The 13,130-nt window shown below is 48.9% G+C and carries 10 protein-coding genes; 4 read left to right on the plus strand and 6 right to left on the minus strand.

All coding sequences use genetic code 11. From position 1 onward, the window contains the following. Positions 1-36: 36 nt before the first annotated feature. Positions 37-888: a sulfate transporter CysZ gene (gene cysZ, locus B0187_RS03830; RefSeq protein ID WP_078236535.1), complete on the minus strand. Its 852-nt coding sequence runs from the start codon at positions 886-888 to the stop codon at positions 37-39. A 107-nt stretch (positions 889-995) separates the two neighbouring features. On the opposite strand from cysZ, the gene zipA reads away from it, so the two are divergent. The 4 genes from zipA to lolE all read left to right on the plus strand — a co-directional run bounded on the left by zipA (position 996) and on the right by lolE (position 5,892). Then, positions 996-1,847, plus strand: a complete 852-nt coding sequence (zipA, locus tag B0187_RS03835; protein ID WP_078236536.1) for a cell division protein ZipA — start codon at positions 996-998, stop codon at positions 1,845-1,847. A gap of 80 nt (positions 1,848-1,927) precedes the next feature. Next, positions 1,928-3,961 (plus strand): NAD-dependent DNA ligase LigA, encoded by a 2,034-nt coding sequence (ligA, locus tag B0187_RS03840; protein ID WP_078236537.1) that lies wholly within the window; start codon positions 1,928-1,930, stop codon positions 3,959-3,961. Continuing rightward, a complete protein-coding gene (gene lolD / locus B0187_RS03845) occupies positions 3,961-4,641 on the plus strand; it encodes a lipoprotein-releasing ABC transporter ATP-binding protein LolD (protein WP_078236538.1) in 681 nt (226 codons plus the stop codon). The genes ligA and lolD overlap by 1 nt, the downstream gene beginning before the upstream one ends. Further along, the gene (gene lolE, locus B0187_RS03850; RefSeq protein WP_078236539.1) at positions 4,642-5,892 is read left to right on the plus strand and encodes a lipoprotein-releasing ABC transporter permease subunit LolE; all 1,251 of its coding nucleotides are present in this window, start codon (positions 4,642-4,644) and stop codon (positions 5,890-5,892) included. Positions 5,893-5,972: 80 nt separating this feature from the next. On the opposite strand, the gene htpX is transcribed toward lolE, so the two are convergent. From htpX to carB, 5 genes are all read right to left on the minus strand, one after another. Then, positions 5,973-6,842, minus strand: a complete 870-nt coding sequence (gene htpX / locus B0187_RS03855; RefSeq protein ID WP_078236540.1) for a protease HtpX — start codon at positions 6,840-6,842, stop codon at positions 5,973-5,975. Between the two features lie 156 nt (positions 6,843-6,998). After that, complete coding sequence (locus B0187_RS03860) at positions 6,999-7,505, minus strand: DUF2301 domain-containing membrane protein (protein ID WP_078236541.1); 507 nt, start codon at positions 7,503-7,505, stop codon at positions 6,999-7,001. A gap of 66 nt (positions 7,506-7,571) precedes the next feature. Beyond that, positions 7,572-8,663 carry a redox-regulated ATPase YchF gene (gene ychF, locus B0187_RS03865; protein ID WP_078236542.1) on the minus strand — a complete coding sequence of 364 codons (1,092 nt, stop codon included), beginning with the start codon at positions 8,661-8,663 and terminating at the stop codon, positions 7,572-7,574. A gap of 192 nt (positions 8,664-8,855) precedes the next feature. After that, positions 8,856-9,440, minus strand: a complete 585-nt coding sequence (gene pth, locus B0187_RS03870; RefSeq protein WP_078236543.1) for an aminoacyl-tRNA hydrolase — start codon at positions 9,438-9,440, stop codon at positions 8,856-8,858. Between the two features lie 412 nt (positions 9,441-9,852). Continuing rightward, on the minus strand, positions 9,853-13,056 hold the full coding sequence (gene carB, locus B0187_RS03875; protein WP_078236544.1) for a carbamoyl-phosphate synthase large subunit: 3,204 nt from the start codon (positions 13,054-13,056) through the stop codon (positions 9,853-9,855). Positions 13,057-13,130 lie beyond the last annotated feature (74 nt).

Genomic DNA, 13,130 nt, shown 5'->3' on the forward strand with positions numbered 1-13,130 from the left:
AAAAGCCTCAAATTAAAATTTGAGGCTTTTTTAATTTTATTTTGGAATTACGCGATTAGATCGGATTTCTGTGCTGACGGCAGTGGTTTTTGAGGTGGTGTAATCGGCGTTGGCAAATTCGCTGTGGGGATTGTCGAGGAAGAATCGGCGGTATTCTTTTACCCACATTGCGGTTGCACCGCAGACGGCAACGGGCATTACCACGAGGTTGATGAAAGGCAACATCGTGAAAATGCTGACCAACGCCCCAAAGGTGAAATTCATTGTGCGTTGTTGGTAAAGGGCGTTTCGCATTCGTTGGAATTGGATTTTGTGGTTGTCGAACGGGTAATCGCAATACTGAATCGCAATCAGCCACGAGCCGAACGCAAAAGCTAAAATCGGCACAACGGTTTGCCCAACAAGGGGTAGGAAACCGAGAAAAAACAGGGCAATCAAACGTGGCAGGCTGTACATCATTTTTTGCCACTCACGCTTTAACATTCGAGGCACATCTTTTAGCACGCCCATTAGGGAAGTGTCGCCCAGCGGTTCGCCCGTGAGTTGCAATTCGACTTTTTCCGCCAATAAGGCATTGAAAGGGGCTGCGACAAAGTTGGCGAGGGTGGTGAACGCAAAATAAAATGCGACCAAAATCATTAGGAAAATCAATGGGATAAGCACAAAACTTAGCCACTCTAACCAACTTGGTAGAAAGCTGTCGAGCAAGCCGCCGATGGACGAAAAGAATAGCCAAATCAAGCCAATCATTATTATGGCGTTGATCGCAATCGGGAAAATCACGAAAGGTAAAAATTCACGCTGAAACAATAATTTCCAACCGTAAATAAAATAGTGAAAGCCTGATTCCACTTGGTTTTGCGGTTGAGGAAAAGGGGTACGATTCATAAACATCCTTTAAATTTAATGATCAATTTTTCACAAATATGGTAAGCTATGCACCCTTTTATCGCAAACGCAAATCCGTTCCAAAATGACATTTTAACGAGGATCCAATGGAAAATATTGATACGTTGCTGATTGTTTTTGGTGTTTTATTAGCCTTAATCGTGGCGGGCTGGACGATTTTCAGTCATCGCAAAGAAAAATCTCGTGTTTTTTCAAACAGTTTTTCTTCTCAACCCCAGCCAAATCCGTCCTTTGGACAAGAAAATCCGCTTTCTGTTGCACCACCGTCTGAGCAAAATTTTGGTGCTTCGCCCATTGCGGATTATTCCCCAATGCAAGGGGACACTTTACCGCAAGAATCCGTGCAACAAGACATTGAGAAAGAACTCGGTAAGATTCAGGTGCGTTTGTCAGATCAAGTTGCCCCGCAACAAAACGTTCAGCTCAACAATGCTCAACCGAACATTGAGCAAACCGCACCTCAGCCTGAAATTCAAGTGCAAATTCAGCCACAACAATCGCAGCCAGAACCTGAACCAGAGCCAGCGATCCCTGCAAATCAAATTCAGCTTTATGTAATGGCGAGCCAAGGGCAAGTGTTTGCGGGCAGCGAGTTTGTTAAACAGTTGGAAAATCTCGGTTTCTTGTATGGCGAGAGCAATCTTTTCCACCGCCACATTGACGGCACAAGTGCCAGCCCCGTGGTGTATAGTGTCGCCAACGCCTACAACCCAGGGGTGTTTGATTTAACCCAAATTCATCAATTAAGCACCGCAGGGTTGATTTTCTTTATGTATCTGCCGTCTGCGGGAAATGATCTCGTCAATTTCAACCAGCTATTAAACGATGCGAAAGATCTCGCCCAAGCCCTCAACGGTTGGGTGGTTGATGATCAAGGAAATGTCTTTGATGAAGACTCTCGCTACCGTTATTTAGCCAAATTACGTCAGCCTCATTAGTCCTCAATCCCCCTCGCATCGCAAGGTTTCACTGATTTCGCCTTGCCTGCGTTGGGGGATTTCTTTTCTAAGTTTCAAAAATGCCACTATTCGACCAAAATTCTATTCAAAATCAATTAGATAGATTAAGAACCCAACTGCGTGAATACGAATATCACTATCACGTTTTGGATAATCCCCTCGTGTCCGATTCGGAATATGACCGCTTGTTCAACGAGCTGAAAAACCTTGAATGGCAATATCCCGAGCTGATCACCGCCGATTCGCCAACCCAACGGGTGGGGGCGAAGCCGTTGGACGGTTTCGCTCAAATCACCCACGAAATTCCGATGTTGTCCCTCGATAACGGTTTTTCGGACGAGGATCTGACCGCTTTCTTAAAGCGAATTGAAGATCGGATTGGGCTCAACGCCGACCAAATCGAATTTTGTTGTGAGCCAAAATTAGACGGTTTAGCCGTGAGTATTTTGTATGTGAACGGCGTGCTAACCCAAGCGGCGACAAGAGGCGATGGCACAACGGGCGAGGACATCACCGCCAACATTCGCACCATTCGCAACATTCCGCTACGCTTGCAAGGGCAAAATCCCCCTGCTCGCTTGGAAGTGCGGGGCGAGGTGTTTATGCCGCAACAGGGCTTTGAGGAACTCAACCGCAAAGCGTTGGAAAAGGGCGAAAAAACCTTTGCCAACCCTCGCAATGCGGCGGCTGGCTCGTTGCGTCAGCTCGATCCGAAAATCACCCGTCAGCGTCCGCTCACCCTCAACGCTTATGGGGTCGGCGTTTACGAGGGCGAACAGCCCTTGCCCGACACCCATTTTGAGCGGTTGCAATGGCTCAAATCCCTCGGCATTCCCGTTAATGCGGAAATCCGTCTGGCAAAAAATTATCAGGAATTGACCGCTTTCTATGCCGAGATTCAAGCCAAACGCCCAACCCTCGGCTACGATATTGACGGCACGGTGCTGAAAGTGAACCAGATCGCCCTGCAAAATCAGCTTGGCTTTATTTCCAAAGCCCCTCGTTGGGCAATTGCTTACAAATTCCCTGCCCAAGAGGAAATGACGATCCTCAATGATGTGGAATTTCAGGTCGGTCGCACGGGGGCGATTACCCCTGTCGCCAAGCTCGAACCTGTGTTTGTGGCGGGTGTAACCGTCAGCAATGCGACCCTACACAACGGCGATGAGATCGCTCGCTTAGGGATTGCGATTGGCGATACGGTGATCGTCCGCCGTGCTGGCGATGTGATTCCGCAAATTATCGGGATCGTGGCGGAACGCCGTCCTGCCAATGCGAAAAAAATCGAATTTCCGACCGCTTGTCCTGTCTGTGGCTCGGCGGTAGTGCGAGTTGAGGGCGAGGCGGTGGCACGCTGCACGGGCGGCTTATTCTGCGAAGCCCAACGCAAAGAGGCGTTAAAACATTTCGTTTCACGCAAGGCGATGGACATTGACGGCGTGGGCGAAAAATTGATCGAACAGTTAATGGAACGTGAGCTTGTCCGCACCCCTGCCGACCTGTTCAAACTCGATCACACCACCCTAATGCGATTGGATCGAATGGGGGAAAAATCGGCGAATAATGCCTTACAAAGCATCGAAAAAGCCAAACAAACCACCCTCGCTCGCTTTTTATTTGCGTTGGGGATCCGTGATGTGGGCGAGGCAACCGCCCAAAACCTCGCCAACCACTTCGGCACGTTGGACGCGATCCGCACCGCCAACCTCGACCAACTGAAAGAGGTGCAAGATGTGGGGGAAGTGGTGGCAAACCGTCTTTTCCAATTCTGGCAAGAACCGCACAATGTGGAAGTAGTGGAAGATCTCATCGCTTGTGGCGTGAGCTGGCAGGCGGTGGTGCAACAGGAAATCGCCGATAATCCGCTCAAAGGCAAAAATGTGGTGCTGACTGGAACGCTGACCCAACTTACTCGTGATGAAGCCAAAGCCTTGCTACAACAGCTCGGCTGTAAAGTATCGGGCAGTGTTTCCAGCAAAACCGACTACCTCATCGCCGGCGAAAAAGCAGGCTCAAAACTCGCCAAAGCCCAAGAACTCGGCGTGGCGGTGTTGAGTGAGGAAGATTTGATTAAATTAGTAGAGAATAAATAATGACCGAATTATTACGCTGCGAAAAAATCAGTAAATTTTATCAAGAGGGCGAGCAAGCGGTGCAGGTGTTGAAAGAGGTTTCTTTCGCAATGCAAGCGGGCGAATTGGTGGCGATTGTGGGTAGCTCGGGGTCGGGCAAAAGTACCCTATTGCACACGCTCGGCGGCTTGGATCAGCCTAGCCAAGGCGAGGTGTTTATTAAGGGGCAATCGCTACAAAAATTGAGCAGCAACCAGCTCGCCCAGTTGCGGAATCAAAATTTAGGTTTCGTCTATCAATTTCATCACTTAATGGCGGATTTTACCGCCCTTGAAAATGTAATGATGCCGATGTTAATCGGTAGCCACAATAAGGGCGAAGCTCGGGATCGTGCCGAAAAAATGCTACAAGCGGTGGGATTATCGCACAGAATTAGCCACCGCCCTTCGGCACTTTCGGGGGGGGAACGGCAACGGGTGGCGATTGCTCGGGCGTTGGTGAATAATCCTGCGTTGGTGCTTGCCGATGAGCCAACGGGCAACCTCGACCAGAAAACCACCGAAAGCATTTTTGAGCTGATTCAACAGCTCAACCGTGAGCAAAATATCGCATTCTTGCTGGTAACCCACGATTTGAAATTAGCCGATAAACTCTCTCGCCGTTTGATTATGCAGGACGGCGTTCTGCGTGAGGGCAATTAAATGAATGCCCCGTTTTTTATTAGCTGGCGTTATCAACGAGGCAAGCAGAAAAATCGCCTTGTGTCGCTGATTTCGCTGTTTTCCAGCATTGGTATTGCGTTGGGCGTGGCGGTGTTAATCGTTGGGTTGAGTGCGATGAACGGTTTTGAGCGAGAGCTGAACCAGCGGGTGCTTTCCGTTGTGCCGCACGCGGAGTTACGCTCTTATGCAATGAATGAAGCCCAGCCGATTGAGGATCTCAACACCCTCGAAAGCCTTGTGCAACAAAGCCCGAACGTGGTTGCCACTTCGCCATTTGTTACCTTTACGGGCTTGATTGAAAACGGCTCGCAACTGAAAATCGCCCAAGTGCGAGGGGTTGATCCCGCCAAGCAAGATCAAGTGAGCCAGTTAGGGCAATTTGTGCCAACCGAACAGTGGCAAGCGTTCCACAAAGAGGGCGGTTTGGTGTTAGGTTCTGGCATCGCCAAAGCCCTTGATGTGGCGGTAGGCGATGAAGTTACGCTGTTGCTACCGCAAGCCACCGAAGACGGCTCATTGGCTCAACCACTACGCTTTTCGCTACCTATTACGGGGATTTTGCGTTTAGAGGGGCAACTCGACCATAGTTACGCCCTGCTGCCATTAAGCAAAGCCCAAGAGCTGTTGGAATATCAGCCAAACCAAGTGTCGGGCTTAGAACTTGCGTTAAAAACGCCATTTGAGGCACGCAATCTTGCCCTGCCTGAATTGCGAAACTATCCGCAGCCCCTCTATTTAGAGACGTGGGTCGAAAAATTTGGCTATATGTATAACGACATCCAGCTGATTCGGGTGGTGATGTATATCGCAATGGTGCTGGTGATCGGCGTAGCGTGTTTCAACATTATTTCCACCCTGATTATGGCGGTTAAAGACAAACAGGGCGACATTGCGATTATGCGAACCCTCGGGGCGAACAACCGTTTTATCCAGAAAATTTTCCTCTGGTATGGTTTGCTGTCGGGAATGAAAGGGGCGATTTGTGGCATTATCCTCGGCGTGATTGTCGCTTTAAATTTAACCAACATCATCAAATCCCTCGAAAATTTCTTCGGCGTGAAACTGCTCTCAGACGGGGTCTATTTTGTCGATTTCCTACCCAGTGAATTAAACTGGCTAGATGTGGTCTGGGTGCTACTCGCCACCTTAATCCTCAGCCTCTTGGCAAGCCTCTACCCTGCAGTTCGTGCTTCAAAACTCGAACCTGCGAAAGTGTTGAGTGGGCATTAGGATTGATGAGATCTGAGAAATTTTCCTACCCATTGTCAAACAAAAATGCCAGCAAAAGCTGGCATTTTTTGTGCGAAGAATTAAAGATTTCTCAACGCTTCAATACGTTTTTCAAGCGGTGGGTGGCTCATAAAGAGTTCTTTGGTGCGTCCACCGTTGATCATAAAGGCAGCGAGTGAGCCTTGCATTTCTTGTGGTTCGTGTACATTTTGCAAGCGTTGTAAAGCCGCAATCATTTTCTCTTTGCCGACTAATTGGGCTGAACCTGCGTCCGCACGGAACTCACGGTAACGCGAGAACCACATTGCGATCATTGTCGCTACTACGCCGAACACCATTTGCAACACGATATCCACCACCCAGAACACGAGGGTATTTGAGGTGGAATTACCGTTTTCATCACGACCGCCTGCCGCGAGGGTTGAGATAATGCGTGCGAAGAAAATTACGAAAGTATTCAAAATCCCTTGTAGTAAGGTCATTGTTACCATATCGCCGTTGGCAATGTGGGCGATTTCGTGTGCCACCACCGCTTCGGCTTCATCTTCGGTCATTGCGTTAAGCAAGCCCGTACTGACCGCTACAAGTGAATTGCTTTTGGTCGCCCCTGTCGCAAAGGCATTTACATCCGCCGAGTGGTAAATCGCAATATCAGGCATTGGAATGTTCGCCTGTTGCGATTGGCGTTTGACCGTGTCAAATAACCATTGCTCGGCTTGATTGCGAGGCTGTTGAATCACTTCCGCCCCCACCGAACGCAACGCCATCGTTTTTGATAGGAATAATGAAATTAACGAGCCTGCAAAACCGAATAAGAGCGACATTACTAAAATACCGCCCGTGCCACGGCTGTCAATGCCCGTTACGCTGAAAATAATGTTAAGCACGATCCCCAAAACAAAGGTGATCGCTAAGTTCGTTAATAGAAAGAGGATAACTCTTTTTGCCATAATGTTTTGTTCTCCGTAGTCAAAGTCAATTCGGCAATGCCGAAACCGCAATTTAATGGCAATGCTGCCAAAATTCAAGGCTAAGACAATGATCCTTTAAAGAAATTTCACGATTTTGTAAGATTTTTTTAAATTTCAATTACCCAACGGAACTATCTAAACCTGATACTTCCCCTTATCCCCAATATCAAAATGCAGTGGCATTCGCCATTTTTGGATGCTGAGGATCAGCAATAACAGGCTGGCGATTGTCGAGAGGATGATTTGGGCGAGGGGGATTTCCGCCACGGTGGCGAGCCATAATAGTGCGAGCAAAATCGGTTGAGCGGCTAAGCCAAAAATGCGGAAGCAGAAGTATTCTTTGTAGCATAATCCGCCGATCACTAACAAAGCCGCCCCGAGGGCGAGGGTTGGCACGCCGAAAATTTGGCAGAGCAAGCCGATCCACATTGCGAATTGGAACGTGAAGCGGATAGGTTTGAGGTAAATGTGTAGCGAGGAAGCCAGCATTGTGCCTGCGATCAGTAGCCCAAGTTGGGCGAGGTTGGGAAAATAGGGCAACAGGGCGAGCATTAGGGTTGCGACCACAAAGCCCGAGCGGTAGCAGATGACGGTGAGTTTATCCCAAACATCAAGGGGGGATTGAATATGCGGATCAGCCATTGGATTTTCCTTAAAAAATAACCGCTTGTGAGAAACAAGCGGTTAGATTGATGTGAATTTTTGCGATTAAACGTTAAAACGGAAGTGCATTACATCGCCGTCTTGCACGATATAATCCTTGCCCTCTAAACGCCATTTTCCTGCGTCTTTCGCCCCGTTTTCGCCTTTGTATTGGATGAAATCATCGTAGGCAATCACTTCGGCACGGATAAAGCCTCGCTCGAAGTCGGTGTGGATCACAGCGGCAGCTTTTGGTGCGGTTGCCCCGACTGAGACCGTCCACGCACGCACTTCTTTTACGCCAGCGGTGAAGTAGGTTTGCAAGTTGAGCAAGGCGTAACCTGCACGGATCACGCGGTTCAAACCCGGTTCTTCAATACCGAGATCTTGTAAAAATTCGACTTTTTCTTCGTCTTCCAATTCTGCGATTTCCGCTTCAATCGCGGCACACACAGGCACAACCACTGCCCCCTCTTTTTCGGCGATTTCACGCACGCGGTCGAGGTATGGGTTATTTTCAAAACCGTCTTCGTTCACGTTGGCGATGTACATCACAGGTTTGAGCGTAAGGAAGTTGTAGCCTTTGATGGCGTGTAATTCGTCTTTGTCTAACGGCACAGAGCGGATCATTCCTGCATTTTCAAGCACTGGCAGGATTTTTTCCATAATTGATAGCTCAAATTTCGCGTCTTTGTCGCCGCCTTTGGCTCGTTTTTGTAAGCGTTGGATCGCCCGTTCGCAGCTATCCAAATCCGCCAACGCCAATTCGGTGTTGATGATTTCAATATCGTCCGCAGGGTCGATTTTGCCTGCAACGTGAACGATGTCATCATTCTCAAAACAACGCACAACGTGTCCGATCGCGTCCGTTTCACGAATGTTGGCAAGGAATTTATTACCTAAACCCTCGCCCTTACTCGCCCCTGCCACCAGGCCTGCGATGTCCACAAATTCCATTGTGGTTGGCAACACACGCTCAGGTTTAACGATTTCCGCCAATTTATCCAAACGAGGATCAGGCATCGGCACTACGCCCGTGTTCGGCTCAATGGTACAGAATGGATAGTTTGCCGCCTCAATCCCTGCTTTGGTTAAGGCGTTGAAAAGGGTCGATTTTCCCACGTTTGGTAAACCGACAATACCACATTTAAATCCCATAATTTTTCCTTTTGTTTGTAAATTGTTTCTAAAATCTTACCGCTTGTAGCCCCCTACCCCTGCTTCGCAGGGACTTCCCCCGCAAGCGGGGGCAGATCAGATTCTGCGATGATTTTAAGATCTTCCCCCGCTTGCGGGGGAAGTGGTCGAGCAGAGCGAGACCGTAGGGGGCAACTTAATCACAAGAGAGTTTTATGCCTTAAACCCATTCAACCGATTTGTCGCTTTGACGATGCCCTCTTTAAACAGCACCTCAACGCAGCGACCTGCTTCGTCAATTACGCTGTCGATCAAGGTTTGATCCGCTGGCGAGGGTTTGCCTAGCACATAGGCAGCGACTAAATCTTTATGCCCTGGGTGTCCTATTCCGATTCGCACACGGTAGAAATTATTACTGTTGGCGAGGTTGGCGATAATATCTTTCAAGCCATTATGACCGCCGTGTCCGCCGCCCTGCTTGATTTTCGCCACGCCACAAGGCAAATCCAACTCATCGTGGGCGACCAAAATTTCTTCGGGTTTGATTCGATAAAAATTCGCCAATGCCCCCACCGCTTTTCCGCTTAAATTCATAAAAGTGGTTGGCACGAGCAAACGCACTTCGCCTTGTGCCGTGTTGATTTTGGCGACCTTGCCGAAAAATTTTGGTTCGTCTTTCAAACTCACATTATATTGACGGGCGATTTCGTTAATCAGCCATTCGCCCACATTGTGGCGAGTGCCTTCATATTTCGCCCCTGGGTTGGCAAGACCGACAATCAATTTGATCTGCGACACCTTGACCTCTTTTGCTAAAACCTAAAAGGGCGATATTGTAGGGAAATTGGGGGGATTGTACAAGGAAGAAAAAACGGAATTACAACTGTAATTCCGTTTTAATACTATTTTAGTTCTTCCACATTTCTAAGCGTAAAATCATTTCCTTTTGATTGCATTTCAGATTTAATGATTGAAACAGCCATATTTGCGGATGGGGCTTGTACAGTTTTTGAGGCTTGGTAACCGCCTATACTGCCAATTTCTTATTTTTGAAGCTCATTAACCAAAAAAATTTGCCCCATAGTTTTTTACACTATACTTCCATAGAGCGTATTTATTTGGTCTGGAATACCATTTCACTATTAAGAGCAAAAAAGCAGATAATCGAAATTTTCAATTATCTGCCCTCTTGCTATGGCTAGGCTAAGAATTACAACCCTTTATGCAACCCCTGCACGGAATACACATCAAACTCGTTGATATGCTTCACGCCGTAGGATACGGCGTCTGCCCCTGCCATTGTGGTGTAGAGTGGCACACGCAGTTGTAGAGCGGTGCGGCGGATTGAGTGGCTGTCGGCGATGATTTCAGGGTCGCCGCCCACGGTGTTGATCACCAACGCAATTTCGCCGTTTTTGAGGGCATCGACAATATGTGGGCGACCTTCACGCACTTTGTTGATTGTTTGCACCGCAATGCCTTGCTCACGCAGGAATTTTGCCGTGCCGAAGCTGGCACACAAGCCGTAGCCTTGTTCTTGCAGGCGTTTGGCGATGTCGATTAAGTCTGCTTTGTGTTCGTCCATTACCGAGAGGTAAACTTTGCCCACTTTCGGGATTCGTTCGCCCGCCCCTAACTGGGCTTTGAAAAAGGCTTCGGCGAAGGTTTTGCCCACGCCCATTACTTCGCCCGTTGAACGCATTTCAGGTCCTAAAATGGTGTCCACCCCTGGGAATTTGATGAATGGGAACACCGCTTCTTTAACGAAATAGTGTGGTGGAATCACTTCTTGCAACGCATTTTGCTCTTTAAGGCTGATGCCTGCCATTACGCGTGCGGCGATTTTGGCGAGCGGTTGCCCCGTGGCTTTGCTGACAAATGGCACGGTACGGCTGGCACGCGGATTGACTTCCAACACATAGATCACATCATTCTGCACCGCAAACTGCACGTTCATCAAGCCTTTCACGCCCAACGCAAACGCCATTTCTTTGGTTTGACGGCGAATTTCATCTTGAATCGCACCGCTTAATGAGTATGGCGGTAGCGAGCAAGCTGAGTCGCCGCTGTGAATCCCTGCCTGCTCAACGTGTTGCATAATGCCACCGATCACCACGTTTTCGCCATCGCAAATACAATCCACATCGACCTCAATCGCGTTATTGAGGAAGTGATCGAGCAGGATCGGGCTGTCGTTTGAGACCGACACCGCCTCACGCATATAGCGGTTCAATTCTTCATCATTGTAAACGATCTGCATTGCACGACCGCCGAGAACGTAAGACGGACGCACCACCAACGGATAGCCGACTTCGTTCGCCAAGGCTAAGGCTTCGTCCGCATTGCGAGCGGTGCGATTTGGTGGCTGTTTGAGGTTGAGCTGATTGAGGATCTGCTGGAAACGCTCACGGTCTTCGGCGGCGTCAATGCTATCCGCCGAAGTGCCGATAATGTTCACCCCATTTTCGTGTAACGCATTTGCCAATTTGAGCGGGGTTTGACCGCCGTAATGCACGATCACGCCCCACGGTTTTTCCACACGCACGATTTCTAACACATCTTCAAGGGTTAAAGGCTCGAAATACAAGCGGTCAGATGTGTCGAAATCGGTGGAAACCGTTTCAGGGTTGCAGTTCACCATAATGGTTTCAAAACCGCTTTCACGCAGGGCGAGGGCGGCGTGAACACAGCAGTAGTCAAATTCGATCCCTTGCCCGATACGGTTCGGACCGCCGCCCAAAATCATCACTTTTTTGCGGTCGCTTGGGTTGGCTTCGCACTCTTGTTCGTAGGTGGAATAGAGGTAAGCGGTGTCCGATTTAAATTCCGCCGCGCAGGTATCCACCCGCTTGTAAACAGGTACGATATTGAGGCTGTGGCGGTAATCACGCACGGTTTTTTCGCTCACTTTGGTCAGTTGCGAAATGCGTTTGTCCGAGAAGCCTTTGCGTTTGAGGCGTAGTAATTCCGCCGCGTCCAAATCGCTGAGGGATTTTTTCTCTAAGGCGAGTTCTTCTTGCACCAGATCTTGAATTTGCACTAAGAACCACGGATCGATTTTGGAATAGTGATGCACTTCTTCAAGGCTAAATCCTGCCCCGAATGCGTCCGCCACATAGAGAATACGGCTCGGGCCGGGGTTGGCAAGCTCACGGCGGATTTTTTCAGGGTGTTCCGAAAGCAGATTGAAGCCACAAATGCCCGTTTCCAAGCCACGTAAGGCTTTTTGCAAACTCTCTTGGAAGGTTCGCCCCATTGCCATTACTTCGCCCACGGATTTCATCTGAGTGGTTAAGCGATCATCGGCGTTGGCGAATTTCTCAAAGGCAAAGCGAGGGATTTTGGTTACCACATAATCGAGGGTTGGCTCAAACGAGGCTGGGATCAAACCGCCTGTAATATCGTTTCGCAATTCGTTGAGGGTGTAGCCCACCGCCAATTTCGCCGCCACTTTTGCGATCGGGAAGCCTGTCGCCTTACTTGCCAACGCCGAAGAACGGCTCACACGCGGGTTCATTTCGATCACGATCATCTCGCCATTTTCAGGGTTGATCGCAAATTGCACGTTCGCACCGCCCGTATCCACCCCGATTTCACGCAACACCGCCAGCGAGGCGTTACGCATAATTTGATACTCTTTATCGGTCAAAGTTTGAGCAGGAGCAACGGTAATGCTGTCGCCCGTATGCACGCCCATTGGGTCAAAGTTCTCAATCGAGCAAACGATAATGCAGTTGTCCGCTTTATCACGCACCACTTCCATTTCGTACTCTTTCCAGCCAAGCACCGACTGCTCGATCAGCAATTCGTGGGTCGGCGAGGCCTCAAAACCACGCTCGCAGATCGCCATAAATTCATCACGGTTGTAAGCGATCCCACCGCCCGATCCGCCCATTGTAAAAGACGGACGAATTAAGGTTGGGAAGCCCACTTTTTCCTGTGCGGCTAAGGCTTCTTCAAAGCTGTGAGCGACAAACGATTTCGGGGTAAACAAGCCGATTTTTTCCATCGCTTCTTTAAAACGCCCACGGTCTTCCGCTTTGTCGATCGCATCTTCGGTCGCCCCGATCAATTCCACATTAAACTGTTTCAGCACGCCATTTTTGGCAAGATCTAAGGCACAATTCAACGCAGTCTGACCGCCCATTGTCGGCAAAATCGCATCAGGACGCTCTTTTTCGATGATTTTCGCGACTGTTCGCCACTCAATCGGCTCAATATAGGTAACGTCCGCCATATTCGGATCGGTCATAATGGTCGCTGGATTGGAATTAACCAACACCACCTTATAACCCTCTTCACGCAACGCCTTACACGCCTGCGCCCCCGAATAGTCAAACTCACACGCCTGCCCGATCACAATCGGACCCGCCCCAATAATTAAAATGGTTTTTATGTCTGTACGTTTTGGCATTTTTAATCTCTTTTGATGTTGGTATTTAGTTTACAAGCGGTGGGATTTTACGAAATTTTTAAAAATCTGACCGC

This window comes from Haemophilus paracuniculus (assembly GCF_002015115.1).
Lineage (GTDB): Bacteria > Pseudomonadota > Gammaproteobacteria > Enterobacterales > Pasteurellaceae > Haemophilus_E > Haemophilus_E paracuniculus.